Source organism: Nonomuraea sp. NPDC026600 (assembly GCF_040638335.1).
Classification (GTDB): Bacteria; Actinomycetota; Actinomycetes; order Streptosporangiales; family Streptosporangiaceae; genus Nonomuraea.
In genome coordinates this window covers 18077-33838 of sequence record NZ_JBEZYD010000033.1, presented here as the reverse complement: position 1 = coordinate 33838, position 15762 = coordinate 18077, and the positions used below count along the sequence as shown (strand labels likewise).

The 15762-nt window shown below is 71.5% G+C and carries 10 protein-coding genes; 5 read left to right on the top strand and 5 right to left on the bottom strand.

Going from position 1 to position 15762, the window contains the following annotated elements; translation table 11 throughout:
- The 3 genes from AB0F17_RS48475 to AB0F17_RS48465 all read right to left on the bottom strand — a co-directional run bounded on the left by AB0F17_RS48475 (position 1) and on the right by AB0F17_RS48465 (position 2854).
- Positions 1 to 1128, bottom strand: a complete 1128-nt coding sequence (locus AB0F17_RS48475; RefSeq protein ID WP_358038074.1) for an NADH:flavin oxidoreductase — start codon at positions 1126 to 1128, stop codon at positions 1 to 3.
- Positions 1125 to 1733, bottom strand: a complete 609-nt coding sequence (locus tag AB0F17_RS48470) for an urea carboxylase-associated family protein (protein ID WP_358038071.1) — start codon at positions 1731 to 1733, stop codon at positions 1125 to 1127. Before AB0F17_RS48470 ends, AB0F17_RS48475 begins: the two co-directional genes overlap by 4 nt.
- Positions 1734 to 1897: 164 nt before the next feature.
- The gene (locus AB0F17_RS48465) at positions 1898 to 2854 is read right to left on the bottom strand and encodes a hypothetical protein (protein WP_358038068.1); all 957 of its coding nucleotides are present in this window, start codon (positions 2852 to 2854) and stop codon (positions 1898 to 1900) included.
- Between the two features lie 261 nt (positions 2855 to 3115).
- Here AB0F17_RS48465 and AB0F17_RS48460 point away from each other — a divergent pair, with 261 nt between their 5' ends.
- Together AB0F17_RS48460 and AB0F17_RS48455 are read left to right on the top strand one after the other, a co-directional pair.
- Positions 3116 to 5299: an NACHT domain-containing protein gene (locus tag AB0F17_RS48460; RefSeq protein ID WP_358038065.1), complete on the top strand. Its 2184-nt coding sequence runs from the start codon at positions 3116 to 3118 to the stop codon at positions 5297 to 5299.
- 499 nt (positions 5300 to 5798) lie between these two features.
- Positions 5799 to 6335, top strand: a complete 537-nt coding sequence (locus AB0F17_RS48455; RefSeq protein WP_358038062.1) for a MerR family transcriptional regulator — start codon at positions 5799 to 5801, stop codon at positions 6333 to 6335.
- A 75-nt stretch (positions 6336 to 6410) separates the two neighbouring features.
- Here the strand turns inward: AB0F17_RS48455 and AB0F17_RS48450 are convergent, their stop codons facing one another.
- Entirely contained in the window at positions 6411 to 7442 is a 1032-nt protein-coding gene (locus tag AB0F17_RS48450) for a saccharopine dehydrogenase NADP-binding domain-containing protein (RefSeq protein ID WP_358038059.1), read from the bottom strand.
- Between the two features lie 101 nt (positions 7443 to 7543).
- On the opposite strand from AB0F17_RS48450, the gene AB0F17_RS48445 reads away from it, so the two are divergent.
- Positions 7544 to 8536: a helix-turn-helix domain-containing protein gene (locus tag AB0F17_RS48445; RefSeq protein WP_358038056.1), complete on the top strand. Its 993-nt coding sequence runs from the start codon at positions 7544 to 7546 to the stop codon at positions 8534 to 8536.
- A 21-nt stretch (positions 8537 to 8557) separates the two neighbouring features.
- Here the strand turns inward: AB0F17_RS48445 and AB0F17_RS48440 are convergent, their stop codons facing one another.
- Positions 8558 to 9322: an SDR family oxidoreductase gene (locus tag AB0F17_RS48440; RefSeq protein ID WP_358038054.1), complete on the bottom strand. Its 765-nt coding sequence runs from the start codon at positions 9320 to 9322 to the stop codon at positions 8558 to 8560.
- A gap of 136 nt (positions 9323 to 9458) precedes the next feature.
- Between AB0F17_RS48440 and AB0F17_RS48435 the strand changes: the two genes are divergently transcribed.
- Complete coding sequence (locus AB0F17_RS48435) at positions 9459 to 9998, top strand: helix-turn-helix domain-containing protein (protein ID WP_358038051.1); 540 nt, start codon at positions 9459 to 9461, stop codon at positions 9996 to 9998.
- Between the two features lie 259 nt (positions 9999 to 10257).
- Positions 10258 to 15747, top strand: coding sequence for a biotin carboxylase N-terminal domain-containing protein (locus AB0F17_RS48430; protein ID WP_358038048.1), 5490 nt, complete (start codon positions 10258 to 10260; stop codon positions 15745 to 15747).
- Positions 15748 to 15762 lie beyond the last annotated feature (15 nt).

Genomic DNA, 15762 nt, shown 5'->3' with positions numbered 1-15762 from the left:
TCAAGCGGTCACCCCGGCGCCCTGCCGCCACTGGCGGGCGTTGCTCAGCGTCGCCATCGGCTGGAGCATCTGATCGTCGAAGGGTGCCATGGGCAGCCCTTGGGCCAGGCGTCGCGGGAAGTCCGGGTTGGCGAGCGCCCCCCGGCCGACGGCCAGGACGTCGGCGTGGCCGTCCGCCAGCGCCGTGGCCGCCTGGGCCGGGTCGTGCATGCCGCCGTTGGCCAGCACGGGCAGCCCGGTGACCTTCCGGGCCAGGCCCGTGATCGTCATCGCTCCGTCCAGGGTCGCCGTCTCCACCCAGTCCCGGCCTTCGCTGGCGATGTGCAGGTAGCTCGCGCCTGCCTCGGCGAGCGCGGCGAAGATGGTCTCCGCGTCCCTGGAGCCGCCCGCCCATCGGTGCGTGAAGTCGTTGACCTTGCCCTGCGACAGCCGGATGCCCACGCAGAAGTCCGGGCCGAGCTCCGCGCGGATGGCGGAGACGATCTCCGCCGCCAGCCGTACCCGGTGGGCGACCGTGCCGCCGTAGCGGTCGTCGCGCCTGTTGGTGTAGTCGGTCAGGAACTGGTCGACCAGGTAGCCGTTGGCGCCGTGCACCTCGACCCCGTCGAAGCCGGCCCGCCTGGCGCGGACGGCCGCGGCCACGAAGCCCCGCACCGCGCGGTCGATGTCGTCCTGGTCCATCGCCCGGGGCGTGGGCCACGGGCCGTGCCCGCCGTATTCGGGCATCTTCGCACCGCGCGGCCGGACGGCCGACGGCGCGACGGTGTCGTCGCGGTGGCGGTTGCCCTGCGACAGCGCTCCGGCGTGCATGAGCTGGAGGACGAAGGCCGCGCCGGCCGCGCGCACCTGGCCGGCGATCTCCCGCCACGCGGCCTCGTGGCCGTCGGTGACGATGCCGGGCTGGTTGGCGTACCCCTGGCTGTGCCAGATGTCGGTGTAGGTTCCCTCGGTCACCACGAGGGAGAAGCCGCCGCGGGCGAACTCCGCGTAGTAGCCGGCCATCTCGCCGGTCGGTGTGCCGTCGGCGGTGGCGGACACCCTGGTCATGGGGGAGACCGCCAGCCGGTTGGCGAGGCTGAGACCGCCGATGCGCTCCGGGCGCAGAGCGGGGTGCAGGACGTCGTTCATCGTTCACTCATTTCTTGGCCGGGGTTGAGCAGGTCGATCGCCAATGCCGTCGGGTGGTGCCCGTTGATCCCCTTCAGGTCCTGCGGACAGGCCGAGACCACGAGAACGCAGTCCATCGCCGCCTCGAACGTGATCGCGTCACCGGGGCGGCTGATCGAGCTCAGCCAGCTCAGCCGGCCGTCGCCGGCCACCGGGATCCGCATGAACACGTTGACGGGCTGCGGGACGACCGGCACGGACAGGCCGAGCGCGGCCAGGCTCGCGCGCAGGTTGTCCGCGCACGAGGCGTGGCCGGGCACGCCCAGGGCGCGATAGCGCTCCGGGTCGCAGGCCGCGATGAGCATGTCGTGGCAGCCGGGGGAGGTGTCCTCCACCAGGGTGAGGATGGGCCTGCGCCGGCTGGTGACGAACTTCTCGCCGGCCACCGGGAACAGGCGGCTGGTGGCGGCCCGCGTGTGCGACGCGCTGAGGTGCTCGTCGACGTCGTCCGCGGCGACCGCGAACACATCGCCGACCTGGCCGCCTTCGAGGTCTGTGACGCGTACGCGCCGGCCGGCGCCGACCCTTACCGCCCGCCCTTCGGCGGCGGGCACGATGACTCGCATGCCCACAGCCAACCAACCGGGACACGAGCCGGACCATGGAGATTGCCACCGCATTCAGCGCTGCTGAAAGAGGAATCTCCATCATGGGAGGTCGTCCATCGGCCGTCAGGCGACGAGCTACTCGCTCTGAGTGGAGTCCGGCCAGTACGGGGGCGGGGACTGAGTCAGGGGCAGTCCGCGAGTTCGGTCACCGTGATGGCGCGCATCAGGTGCGGGCGCAGGAGTTCGGCCCGCTGCCTGCGCACACCGGCGGCGAGGGCGGCGTCGGTGAGCGCGGCCCCGATCCACTCGGCATCCACGCTCCGGCCGTCGCCCCGGCAGATCAGCGGCTCTCCAGCGGCCCGGCTGCCGCACAGCGCGCGCAACAGGTGGCGGATCTCTGGCGACACCGGGAACGCGACGATGCCGTCACGGCCACCGCGCAAGGTGATCAGGGCGAGCTGGTCGTCGCTCGTCAGGGGGTGGACGTCGTGGGCGGTCAAAGCGGCCAGCGCCTCCACGGAGGTGCCGGTGGCCTCCAGCAGCGCGACGGCGAGAGCCTCGGCCCAGCGGCCGTCGTCGGCCAGCCGCATGACCCCTTTTCGCAGCAGGCGCCGCTCCGCCGGGGTGGGCGGAGGCGTGCCGGTCACGTCGCGGCGGGGCCGCACCGCGCCGTATCGCCGGGCGAAGGCGTAGAAGGAGGCCAGCGTGGCGCGCCGCCTGATCACCGTCGCCCTGGCCAAGGGCTTGCCGGGCGTGCCCACGCCGGTGATGAGGGCGGCATAGCAGTACGCGTCCAACTGGGCGTCGGTGGCCGTGAGCAGTTCGAGGGCCGGCTCGGTCGCGTACAGCCAGCGCAGGAACGAGGCCAGGACCCGCAGCCGGGTCTGTCGCTGGGGGGCGGAGGGGTTGTCGCGCAGCCAGGCCGTCACCACGTGCCGCGTCAGGGGATCCAGCGCGTCCACCAGGTCGACGTCGGCTCCAGGGACGTCGCCCCCATCGCGGGGGCGCAGGCGTGGCCGCAGTCCCGCGATCCGGCCGACGCTGGCCGGCTCTGGATCGCTCGCGGGCCACATGGGTGCGGAAGCGAGGTCGTCCCCGGACATGCGGGGGACCCGCGTGGCGGTGTCCGCTTCGATCATGCTCAGCACGCGACCGACGCAGCGACCGGGGCGGCGTTGAACATCGCGGAGGCCCCGCCGGCCGACCCGGAGGCGTGAAGGAAGCGGTGGCCCATGCCTGACAGACCCATCATGATCTAGATGATCTCATGAAGCGTCACCAATAATCCTCGTCACCGGAGTTGTCGCCGCAAACGATGATGACCCAGTGCGTCGGCTCGATTACCCAGAGCGTGCGGAGTGCGGCATCCTGGTCCCGTGCGAAGTCGACGTCTTCGTCTCATGCGCTCGCGGTGGGCCGTGACCGCGGTGGTGGTCGCGGCGGCCGGCGGGCTGCTCGGCCTGGGGTTACTCCTCCATCTGGAAGGGCCGGCGGCGGCCGACCAAGGGTCGAGCATGCTGTCGGCGTCCGTCGCCGTCCTGGTCGCGGCCGCATCGCTGATCGGGTGGCTGCGCCGGCGTGGCGAGGACCACACCGCGACTGGCGCGCCGGACGACGACAACGGATCACTGAAGGAGCAGCGCCTGCGGTCCCTGGCCGCCAAGGTGTCCGAACAGTGCGACGCCGAGAAGCGGCAGCGACGGCTCCTGGACCCCCTTCCGATGCCGGTCTCCTGGCACACGGTCGGGCCGCCGGCCTGCGACCACTGGCGGGTCATCCGCCAAGGCGATGGCGATGCCCCGCTGCGGCTGGATGGCACCCTGGACGACCTGTACCACGTCGTGAGCACGTCAGTGCCGACCCGGCGACTGGTCGTGCTCGGCGCACCCGGCTCAGGCAAGACCAGCTTGATCATCCGCTTCGCCCTGGCCTGCCGGTCCGCACCCGCCGCTGAAACGCGGCCAGTACCCGTGATCTTGAGGTTGCCCACCTGGGACCCCACCGCGCAGACCCTGCGGCAATGGATCACCGAGCGGCTGGACCAGGACTATGGCGTCAGCGGATTCACCTGGATCGAGTCGCTGCTGCCGGTGCTGGACGGACTCGACGAGATGCCCGCCAGGGTCCGCGGGACGGCCCTTCGGGCCATCAACGCCGCGTTCACGCCCGGCGCTCCGCTGATCGTGACCAGCAGGAGCGGCGAATACCACGAGGCGGTACGAGACGCCGATGTGATCACAGGGGCCGCGGTGATCGAACTCGACCCGCTCTCCCCCGAGGAGATCTGTGCCTACTTGAGTGACGCGACGCGGCCTGACCGGGTCGCGCGGTGGGAGAAGGTGTTCGCCCGCATACGCCGCGAGCCTCGCGGCGAACTGGCGGCGACGCTGTCGGTGCCGCTGAATCTGTCGCTGGCCCGCCTGGCCCACGCCGACGGCCATGGCGATCCCGATCATCTGCTGACCCTGCCCAGCGCCGCCGCCCTGCGGGAGCATCTGCTCGACCGGCTCCTCGGCGTCCTGTATCCCGACCTGCCCGAGGCCACTGCCGGCGAACGCCCCTGGAACGGCCGGGACGCGCACCGCTGGCTCGCCTTCCTCGCCCGTCACCTGCACCGCCACGACGTCCACGACCTGGCCTGGTGGGAGCTGGCCCACGCCGTCCCCCGACGGGCCCGCGTCCTGATCTGGGCCGTCGCGGCCGGGATCGTGCTCGCGCTCGCCAACACGCTCGTGGGACTCCCCTGGAGCCTGGCAGCCGAAGACACCGCCACGAGAGCAGGGCAGGATCTTTTATGGGGGTTCGGGGGTGGGCTCGTGGTCGGAGCCGTGAACAGCTTCTGGACGCCGTTGTTCCCGAAGATCCCGAAGTTCCGCCGATTCGTCATCCGCCGGACGGGCCGGTCAGTGCGCCTGCGCATAGGCCTGGGTCTCGGCTCCGGGCTCCGGCGCGGGCTGAGGGGCGGGGTGGAGAGCGGCATCCCCGCCATGCTCATCATCACCCTGATCACCTGCTTGACCAGGCGCCCGCCCGGCGTGGCGAGTGTGTCCGGCTACGTGCAGGACGCAGGTTCCCTGCTGCTGATCGCCTTCGCCTTCGGCTTCTGCTGTGGCTTCTTCTACAGCTTCGTCACCGGGCTCGGCGCCGAGTTCGTCACGGTCTTCGATGACATCGACACCGAGCGCGGGGCGACGCCCGCCGAGGTGCTCCGCTCGGACCGGACCTGGACCACGACCGCCGCGCTCCTGGGCGCCGTCATCACCGCGCTCATGACCGCCATGTTCGTCCCGCTCATGGACGAGGAGCCGTACGATGCGTGGCAGCTCGCCGGCCAGGCCGTTCATGTCGGGGTGGCGGGCGGCCTCTGCTCGTGGCTGTGCACGGCGTACACCCAGTTCCTGCTCGCACTGCTGTCTCTCGCGGCAGCCGGAAGGCTGCCCTGGCGGCCGATGGCGTTCTTGCAGGACGCCGCGCGGCGGGGGGCGCTGCGCCAGGTGGGCGGAGTATTCCAGTTCCGCCACGCCCTGCTGCGCGACCGCCTGGCTCTCGGCGGTCCCGGCAGCGGGGGAGGGGCGGACCGGTGAGGGGGCATTGAGGGTGTTACTGCGCCCCTTGGCCGGCCGGGAGCTTTTCGGCTTGTTCGGAGCGCTCAGGGGTGGGCTCGGGGCCGGAGGAGTGTCCTTTGCAGAAGCCATTGGTCACGATGAGCCGCCCACGAGCAGGCGTATAGGAGTCGGTTTGGGAGGAGACGATCACGCCCTGGCAGGTCGGGCAGACGATCGGGTGGTTGGCTGACATGAAAGCCCTTTCGGCATCATGGTAAGAGCGCTGAGACGCGTTCCCGGGGGAGGCTTCTATCCTGGAAACGAGTGTTCACACGCCTCACAGGACACCTTGCGATGTCCTCGGCAGCGGGCCGCCGAGATCATCGTGTCCCGCGCACAGTGCGGGGGTGCCGCTGCGGCTGCCACTCGGGCGCGAGAACGCTGAGCATATCTCGGGTACGTACCGGCGTGGTCAGGCGGGGATCGCCCGCGGTGCCGGATTCGAGGGCATCGGTCCGGCCCATCTAGGCTGGCTGTCATGGCCACCGACGATCTGATGTCCAGGGCGCTCGAAACGCTCGGGGACGATGGCCCGCTGTCGGTCGAGGCGATCCGCCGTCTCGCCGACCTGGCCGACACGCCCGAGTCGATGATGATCCACGAGGTCGCCGACCTGCTCGACGTCTCGCCTCACACGCTGCGCTACTACGAGCGGGCCGGGCTGGTCGAGGTGGCCCGCGACGGCAACGGTCATCGTGTCTACGACGCCGGAGCGGTGCGGCGCCTGGTGTTCGTCACCCGGATGCGGCTGTCCGGCATGCCGATGCGTGACCTGCAGCACTACATCTCGCTCATCGACGACGGGGAGCGCACGGTGCCCGAGCGGCTCGACATGCTGCTCGAACATCGCGACACCATCCGCCGCCGGATCCGTGAGCTGACCCTCTCCCTCACGGCGACCGAGTACAAGATCGCCACGTACGGGGGCTCGACCGGGTCGGACGTCCGGCACCTCGACCCCGCCACCGGCATCGACCGCACGACGCTGCCGCACCGGGCACTACCGGCGGAGTGAGGGACGCCGACGCTCGCTCCCGCGTGCCCGCACGGTCACGCCCTGCCCGGCGAGCACGTGACGTGAGGGCCGGCGCTACCGATGCAGTTCGAGTGAAAGGTGCGCGGACAGCGCGCGGAGGAAGTCGGGCGCGTCGAAGATCTCCCCGGCGGAGGCGACCCCGGTCGTCGTGGTCTGACCGGCGAGGATGCGGCGGACCGCCTCCACCGCGAGCGGCGCGCTGACGGCGTAGATGTCCTGGCCGCTCGCCGTGGCGCGCCGTTCCGCGCCGCCGGAGCGCACGACGACATCGACGACGAACCTCTGGTCGGAGCGTCCGCGCTCGTCGGCCGCCGCCGGTGCCGGAGTGTCCGGGGCCGACAGGTCCTCGACCGCCTCGACCGTCATGTACGAGCGCACCTCGGGGACCGCCAGGTGGCTGGGGATCGTGACGACGTCGGCCATGCTGAACTCCCCGAAGACGGGCCGGACGCCCATCGGATCGGGGAACGTCCACTTCAGGGACGGCAGAGCGTCCTGGTGGTACTCCAGCTTCCCGTTGGTGAAGCGGACCCGCCGGCCGTCCCGCCGTTCCCGGGAGACCTTGCCCGCGTCGCGCGTCCCTGCGGTGGGGTGCCAACTGCTCAGCGCGTACGCGACGTGCGCCTCGTCGGCGGCCGTCCAGTCGCCCATCGCGGCGGTGGCCAGCAGGTCGCCGAGACCGCCGAAGAAGGCCATCGCGGGGACGATCACGGCTCCGGCGGCGTGGGCGCGGTCGGCGAAGTGCGCGAAGGTATCGACGTTGGCCTCGATCTCGGCCGCCACATCCACGTACGGGATCCCGGCCCGCAGAGCCGCCTCGATCACCGGGGCGGCGGTCGTGGCGAAGGGCCCGGCACAGTTGATCACGGCCGCCGTGCCGGCCAGCGCACGGTCGAGCGAGGCCGGATCGTCGACCGACGCCGGCCGGACATCCAGCCCCGGATCGGACGCGGCCAGCGCCCGTAGCTTGCCGGCGTCGCGGCCGGACAGAACCGGGACGAACCCGCGATCCCGCAGCTCCGCCACCACAAAGCGCCCGGTGTGCCCGTACGCGCCGAACACCGCGACCGCGTGACCCGTTCCCATCAGTTCTCCCACCGTCTTCGAATGATGCGCTGAGGACATCCTGGCGATGGCGGCCGCCCGGTACGAGTGGCTGGAACGCCGTTATGCGTACAATTTCGGACATGGGTACTGTCGCGGTTGCCGTCACCGACGGGATGCTGCATTTCGAGCTGTCCGTGGCGTACGAGGTCTTCGGTTCCGACCTGTCCCACGTGGCCGACCCCTGGTATCGCGTGGTCACCTGCGGGCCGGGCGTCGTACGGGTCGGCCGGTTCCGGGTGGAGCCCGACCGCGGGCTCGACCAGCTCTCGCGCGCCGACACCGTGATCGTCCCCGCGTGGGCCGATGTCGACGAGGACCCGCCCGCCGACCTGGTCGACGCCGTGCGCGCGGCCCATGAGGCGGGCGCGCGCGTGGCCGCTCTCTGCACGGGCGCGTTCGTGCTGGCCGCCGCCGGCCTGCTGGACGGGCGGCGCGCGACCACGCATTGGGCGCACGCCCAGGTCCTGGCCATGCGCTATCCCCGGGTGGAGGTCGATCCGGACGTGCTCTACGTGGACAACGGCAGCGTGCTCACCTCCGCCGGCAAAGCCGCCGCGATGGACTTGTGCCTGCACCTCGTCCGCCTCGACCACGGCTCGGCGGTCGCCAACACGGTGGCCCGCCGCCTGGTCGTGCCGCCGCACCGGCCCGGCGGCCAGGCCCAGTTCGTCTCGTCCCCGGTGCCCGCCCAGGAGAACCACCCGCTCGCCGAGTTGTTCCCCTGGGCGATCGAACGGCTGGACCATCCGCTGACCGTGGAGGACCTGGCCCGCCAGGTGACGATGAGTTCGCGCAACCTGGGCCGGCAGTTCAGGTCGGTGACCGGGACGACCCCGCTGCAATGGCTGCTGACTCAGCGGATCCGCCGCGCCCAGGAGCTGCTGGAGACCACCGACGACAGTGTCGACGCCATCGCGGAAGCCACCGGCATGGGCACCGCGACGACGCTGCGCCGGCACTTCAACCGCACCGTCGGCGTGCCCCCGGACACCTACCGCCGCACCTTTCGCAGCTCGCGCCCCGGGCTGGGGTTGCCGACAGCACGGCGACCGGCCGCCGGTGTTCCTGGGTGATGATCAAAAGCCGCAGGGAGGTCAGGCGCGCATGTTCGCGCCGCCGTCGATGGCCCACACCTGGCCGTTGATCCATTCGGCGTCGTCGGACAGCAGGAAGGTCACGACCGCGGCCAGGTCGCTCGGGCGCCCCAGCCGGGTGGTGGGGACGTGCTCCAGGAACATCTTCTGGAGCTGGACGTCGTTCTGCGCCTCCTGCGTCTCGCCCATGACCAGGCCGGGCATCACTCCGTTGCAGCGCACGCCCTTGGGGCCGAAGCTCCCGGCGATGTGCCGGGTGAGCGCGTTGACCGCCGACTTCGATGCCCCGTAGGCGGGGCGCTTGCGGTCGCTGGCGCTCACCGCGGCGCCGGAGGAGCAGTTGACGATGCTGCCGCCGCCGTTGTCCAGCAGGTGCGGCAGGACGGCGCGCGCCGTACGGACATAACCCAGGACGTTGACGTCCAGAGTCCGTTCCCACACGTCCAGGTCGGTGTCGAGCAGCGACTTGTCGCGCCCGAGGTTGCCCGGCGACAGGTCCGCGCCGACGTTGAACAGGCCGTGCACGCCGCCGAACTCCTCGAGGGTCTTGGCGACCATCGCGTTGACGGAGTCCTCGTCGGCGAGGTCGAACCGCAGCCCGAGCGCCGAACCGCCGGCCTCGGTGATCTTGTCGGTGGTGGCCTGCGCGCCGGACAGGTTGATGTCGCCGACGACGACGTTGGCACCTTCCTCCGCGAGCCTGATCGCGGTGGCCGCGCCGATGCCGGTCGCCCCGCCGGCCACGATGATCGTCTTCTCCGTCAAGCCGCGCATTGTCCGCTCCGATCGATGGGGGTCCGCCAAACCGTACATATGTGTACGTTTCTAACGGCGCTAAACGTACAATCATGTACGGTTCATCGCAAGTTAGGGTTGGACCGTGCGTGAGAGTGGGTTGCCAGTGACACGGAAGGACGCCGCCCGCAACCGGGACCGGCTGCTCGCCGCGGCCCGGCGGATGTTCGCCGAACACGGCCACGACGTCGCGCTGGAGGAGATCGCCCGGGCCGCCGGGGTGAGCCGCACCACGATCTACCGCAACTTCGCCACCCGCGAGGAACTCGCGGCCACGGTCTTCGCCGACAACGTCGCCCAGATCGAGCAGCATGCGGCCGGACTACGGGAACGGCCCGACGGCGCGGTCAAGCTGTTCGACTTCGTCCTGGACATGCAACTGGACAACCGCGGCCTGGCCCAGGTCCTGTCCGGCGTCGACCTGGAATGGTTCATGGAACATCACCGCCGCATCGCGGCCTGCTTCGAGCCGCTCCTCGGCCGCGGCCGCGCGGCCGGCATCGTCCACCCCGTCGTCGACATCGACGATCTGATGCTCGCCATCTCCATGGGTGAGGCCGCCGTCACCAGCCGCGACGCCGCGCAGCGCGACATCCGCCACAAACGCGTACGGGAAATGCTGCACCGCGCCCTTTTCACCCGCTGACGCCCTCGCGCCCTGCCTGGGTGGCCAGGTCAAACCTGACCGTGCCGTGCTTTGTCGCAGACCTTACGTGCGACGGCGGCCGGGCGGTGTGGTCCGGATAGCATTTTGTAGGTTCCCTACAACGAAGCGGCTCCGGCACGCGCCATGCGGACCATTGGTTAACCGCACGGTAATCGAGCAGGGTATAGAAATCAGGGTGCAGGCGACGCTCCGGGACCCGGACGTCGCCTTCTGTGCGGGTACTTGGGAGGCTCAGCCGGTGTTCAGTCGTGTCGCCATCGTCAACCGTGGAGAGGCCGCCATGCGGCTCATCCACGCCGTCCGGGATCTTTCTGCGGAGACCGGGACACGGATCGAGACGGTCGCCCTCTACACCGACGCCGACCGCAACGCGACCTTCGTCCGTGAAGCGGACATCGCCTACTCGCTGGGCCCCGCCTCGGCCCGCCCGTACCTCGACCACGCCGTCCTGGAACAGGCGCTGGTGGAGACCGGGGCCGACGCCGCGTGGGTCGGCTGGGGGTTCGTCGCCGAGGACCCGGCGTTCGCCGAGTTGTGCGAGAAGATCGGCGTCACCTTCGTCGGGCCGAGCGCGGAGGCGATGCGCAAGCTCGGCGACAAGATCGGCGCGAAGCTGATCGCCGAGGAGGTCGGCGTCCCGGTCGCGCCGTGGAGCCGCGGCGAGGTCGCCACCCTCGAGGACGCGCTGCGCGCCGGCGACGCGATCGGCTACCCGCTGATGCTCAAGGCGACCGCGGGCGGCGGCGGGCGCGGCATCCGCATGGTCGCCTCGGAGAAGGAGCTGGCCGACGCCTACGAGCGCACCAGCCAGGAGGCGCTGCGCGCGTTCGGCTCCGGCGTGGTCTTCCTGGAGCGCCTGGTCACCGGCGCCCGGCACGTCGAGGTCCAGGTCATCGCCGACGGGCAGGGCACCGCGTGGGCGCTGGGCGTCCGGGACTGCTCGGTGCAGCGGCGCAACCAGAAGATCATCGAGGAGTCCGCCTCCCCGATCCTGGCGATCGAGCAGATCGCCGAGCTGAAGGCGTCGGCCGAGCGGCTCGCCGTGGCCGTCTCATACCGCGGCGCGTGCACCGTCGAGTTCCTCTACCACCCCGGCCAGAGGCTGTTCGCCTTCCTCGAGGTCAACACCCGGCTGCAGGTCGAGCACCCGATCACCGAGATCACCACCGGCACCGACCTGGTCCGGCTGCAGTTGCACGTGGCCAGCGGCGGGAAGCTCGAAGGCGCCCAGCCGGTCGAGGCCGGCCACGCCATCGAGGCCCGGCTCAACGCCGAGGACCCCGACCGCGACTTCGCACCCGCTCCGGGTCGCATCGCGCGCCTGGTGCTGCCCGCTGGACCCGGCATCCGGGTGGACACCGGTGTCAGCGAGGGCGACGTCATCCCGGCCGACTTCGACTCGATGATCGCGAAGGTCATCGCCTACGGCCGCGACCGCGGGCAGGCGCTGGGCCGCCTGCGCCGCGCGATGGCCGAGACCACGGTGATCATCGAGGGCGGCGCGACCAACAAGAGCTTCGTCCTCGACCTGCTCGACCAGCCCGAGGTGATCGACGCGAGCGCCGACACCGGCTGGATCGACCGCGTCCGCGCCGAGGGCCGCCTGGTCAGCCACCGGCACTCCGCGATCGCCCTGGCCGCCGCCGCGATCGAGGCGTACCAGGACGAGGAGGAGGTCAGCCGCCAGCGGCTGCTGTCCACCGCGCACGGCGGCCGCCCGCAGGTCCAGCACGACTCGAGCCGCCCGCTGAGCCTCAAACTCCGCGGCGGCGGCTACCGGGTGAGCGTGGCCCGGGTCGGGCACAAGCGGTTCCGCGTCGGCATCTCCGGCGGCGGTGACACCCCGGCGGACGTCGAGGTGGAGCGGTTCGACGCGCACAGCGGCCGGATCGTGGTCAACGGCCGCCGGTTCCGGCTGGTGTCGGCCACGCACGGGCCGATCCACCTGGTCGAGGTCGACGGCGTCACGCACCGGATCAGCCGCGACGAAGGCGGTGTGGTCCGTTCTCCCGCGCCCGCGCTGGTGGTCGCGACGCCGGTGTCGGCCGGCGACGAGGTCGAGTCGGGCGCGCCGCTCCTGGTGCTGGAGAGCATGAAGATGGAGACGGTGCTGCGCGCGCCGTTCCGCGCCCGCGTCCGTGAGTGCTCGGTGTCGGTGGGCAGCCAGGTCGAGACCGGCGCGCCGCTGTTGCGGCTGGAGCCGCTGCTCGACGAGGGCGCCGAGGAGGCGGAGTCCGCCGCCGAGACCGTGGAGATCGAGCTGCCCGCGGAGCCCGCGGCGGCATCCGCGGCCGAGCGCGTCGAGCGCGGCCTTCAGGACCTGCGCAGCCTGCTGCTCGGCTTCGACGTCGACCCGCACGACCACAAGCGGGTGCTGTCGGCCTACCTGGCCGCGCGCGCCGAGCTGGGCGGGCGGCTGCTCGAGGGCGAGCTGGACCTGCTCACCGTGTTCGCCGACCTGTCCGAGCTGAGCCGCAACAAGCCGGTCGGCAAGCTCGACGTCGAGCCGGACAGCCAGGTGCACAGCCCACGCGAGTTCTTCCACAGCTACCTGCAGAGCCTCGACGTCGAGCGCGCGGGCGTCAGCGAAAGCTTCCAGGCCAAGCTCACCAAGGTCCTCGGCCACTACGGCATCGCCGACCTCGACCGCACGCCGGAGCTGGAGGCCGCGGTCTTCCGGATCTTCCTGGCCCAGCAGCGGATGAGCACCGACGTCGCGATCGTGTCGGAGCTGCTGCGCCAGTGGCTGGCCGGCGCGCCGCCGCTCGAGTCGCTCAGTGAGCGCGCCGGCCTCACCCTCGAGCACCTGGTCGAGGCCACGCAGGTGCGCTTCCCCATGGTGTCCGACCTGGCACGTGGCGTGGTGTTCCGCTGGTTCGCCCAGCCGTTGCTGCGCCGCAACCGCGCCAAGGTCTACGCCGCGGTACGCGACGACCTGCGTTACCTGGACCGCGAGCCGGACGCGCCGGACCGCGCCGAGCGGATCCAGGCCATGGTGGCCAGCGCCGAGCCGCTGGTCCGGCTGATCGGCCAGCGGATCGGCCGGCCAGGACGGGACCACGCGCCGCTGCTGGAGGTGCTGACCCGCCGCTACTACGGCAACCGCGGGCTGTCCGAGGTCACCACGCGGGAGAGCGCGGGCTGCCGGTTCGTCACCGCCGAGCACACCGGCTCAGGCGGCGCGACACGCGTGGTCACCACCGCCGTGGACATCGCCGCCCTGCCCGACGCCATCGGCGCCGTCTCCGCGTTCGCCGCCGACGTCCCCGAGCGCGGGCTGGTCGCCGACCTCTACGTCACCTGGGAGGACCAGCCGGACGCCGACGCGATGGCGGTACGGCTCGGACAGCTCCTCGCCGAGTACCCGCCGCCCGCGGGCGTCCGCCGGATCACCACCACCGTCGCCGGCACCAGCGGCGCCGTGATGCACCACCACTTCACCTTCCGGCCCGACGGAGCTCGCGACGCGGGCTTCGCCGAGGATCGGCTGATCCGCGGCCTGCACCCGCAGATCGCCCGGCGCCTGCAACTGCAGCGGCTGCGCGAGTTCGACCTGACCCGGCTGCCGTCCGCCGACGAGGAGATCTACCTGTTCAAGGCCGTGGCGCGGAGCAACCCGGCCGACGAGCGGCTCATCGCGATGGGCCAGGTCCGCGACCTGACGCCGCTACGCGAGGCGGACGGCAGGCTGGTCGCGCTGCCCGCGGTGGAGGACGCGATCACCGCGGGCCTGGACGCGATCCGCAACATCCAGTCGCAGCGACCCCAGAACAAGCGGTTCGACACCAACCGGATCATGATGTACGTCTGGCCGTCGACCCAGCTGACAACCGACGAGCTGAACATGCTGGTCCAGCGCATCCTGCCGACCACGGCGGGCGCGGGGCTGGAGGAGGTCCAGTTCGCGGCCCGCCAGCGCACCGCCGCCGGCGAGCTGACCGAGGTCGCCGTGCGGATCACCCTCGATCCCGGCAACGGTGCGCGCCTGCACGTCGGCGAGCCGTCGACGGAGCCGCTGCAGCCGCTGGACGACTACCGCCAGAAGGTGCTGCGCGCGGCCCGGCGCGGGAACGTCTACCCGTACGAGCTGACCGGCCTGCTCACCGGGGCGGAGGGCGGCTTCGTCGAGCACGACCTCGACGAGCACGGCGCGCTCGTGCCGGTGGACCGGCCGAAGGGGAAGAACTCCGCGGCGATCGTGGCGGGCGTCGTCACCACGCCGACCGAGCGGCACCCCGAAGGCGTCACCCGCGTGGTCCTGCTCGGCGACCCGACGAAGGCGCTGGGCGCGCTGTCAGAACCGGAGTGCTCACGGGTGATCGCCGCGCTCGACCTCGCCGAGCGGATGCGGGTCCCGCTGGAGTGGTTCGCGCTGTCGGCGGGCGCGCGGATCTCGATGACCTCGGGCACCGAGAACATGGACTGGGTCGCGGCCGCGCTCAAGCGGATCGTCACGTTCACCCAGGCGGGCGGCGAGATCAACATCGTGGTCGCCGGGATCGCCGTCGGCGCCCAGCCGTACTGGAACGCCGAAGCGACGATGCTCATGCACACCAAGGGCATCCTGGTGATGACGCCGGACTCGGCGATGGTGCTCACCGGCAAGCAGTCGCTGGACTTCTCCGGCGGCGTGTCGGCCGAGGACAACTTCGGCATCGGCGGATACGACCGCGTCATGGGGCCGAACGGCCAGGCCCAGTACTGGGCGCCTACCCTGACGGCCGCCCGCGACGTGCTGATGGCGCACTACGACCACACCTACATCGTGCCCGGCGAGACGGCGCCGCGGCGGGCCTGCACCGGCGACCCGGCCGACCGCGACGTCTCCGGGTTTCCGCACGCGATCGCCGGCAGCGACTTCACCACCGTCGGCCAGATCTTCTCGGCCGAGCACAACCCGGACCGCAAGAAGCCGTTCGACATCCGCACGGTGATGCGCGCGGTGTCCGACCAGGATCACCCGGTGCTGGAGCGCTGGGCGGGCATGGCCGACGCGGAGACCTCCGCGGTGCAGGACGCGCACATCGGCGGCTGGCCGGTGTGCCTGATCGGCATCGAGTCGCGGTCGGTGCCGCGGCGCGGCTTCCCGCCCACCGACGGGCCGGACACCTACACCGCGGGCACGTTGTTCCCGCGGTCGTCGAAGAAGACCGCGCGGGCGATCAACTCGGCGTCCGGCAACCGGCCGCTGGTGGTGCTGGCGAACCTGTCCGGGTTCGACGGCTCGCCGGAGTCGATGCGCAAGCTCCAGCTCGAGTACGGCGCGGAGATCGGCCGGGCGATCGTCAACTTCGACGGGCCGATCGTGTTCTGCGTGATCTCCCGTTACCACGGCGGCGCGTTCGTGGTGTTCTCCAAGGCGCTCAACCCGAACATGACCGTGCTGGCGCTGGAGGGCTCGTTCGCCTCGGTGCTCGGCGGTGCCCCGGCGGCGGCCGTGGTGTTCTCCGGTGAGGTGAACAACCGCACCGCGACCGACCCGCGGGTGACCGAGCTGCAGACGCGGGTCTCGGCGGCCAGCGGCGCCGCGCGGGCGGCGCTGAACGCCCAGCTCGCCGAGGTGCGGTCCGCCGTCCGGGCGGAGAAGCTCGGCGAGCTCGCCGCGGAGTTCGACCGGGTGCACAGCATTCAGCGCGCGGTCGAGGTCGGCTCGGTGGACGCGATCATCAGCGCCGCCGAGCTGCGGCCGCGGATCATCGAGGCCATCGAGCACGGCATGAAGCGCTGACGCTTCGGGGCCCGG

Coding starts and splice junctions, on each gene's coding strand:
- AB0F17_RS48445 (WP_358038056.1), top strand. CDS start 7,544: ATGGGTACTGTCGCGGTTGCCGTCACCGACGGGATGCTGCATTTCGAG.
- AB0F17_RS48455 (WP_358038062.1), top strand. CDS start 5,799: ATGGCCACCGACGATCTGATGTCCAGGGCGCTCGAAACGCTCGGGGAC.
- AB0F17_RS48470 (WP_358038071.1), bottom strand. CDS start 1,733: ATGCGAGTCATCGTGCCCGCCGCCGAAGGGCGGGCGGTAAGGGTCGGC.
- AB0F17_RS48450 (WP_358038059.1), bottom strand. CDS start 7,442: ATGGGAACGGGTCACGCGGTCGCGGTGTTCGGCGCGTACGGGCACACC.
- AB0F17_RS48465 (WP_358038068.1), bottom strand. CDS start 2,854: ATGATCGAAGCGGACACCGCCACGCGGGTCCCCCGCATGTCCGGGGAC.
- AB0F17_RS48475 (WP_358038074.1), bottom strand. CDS start 1,128: ATGAACGACGTCCTGCACCCCGCTCTGCGCCCGGAGCGCATCGGCGGT.
- AB0F17_RS48460 (WP_358038065.1), top strand. CDS start 3,116: ATGCGCTCGCGGTGGGCCGTGACCGCGGTGGTGGTCGCGGCGGCCGGC.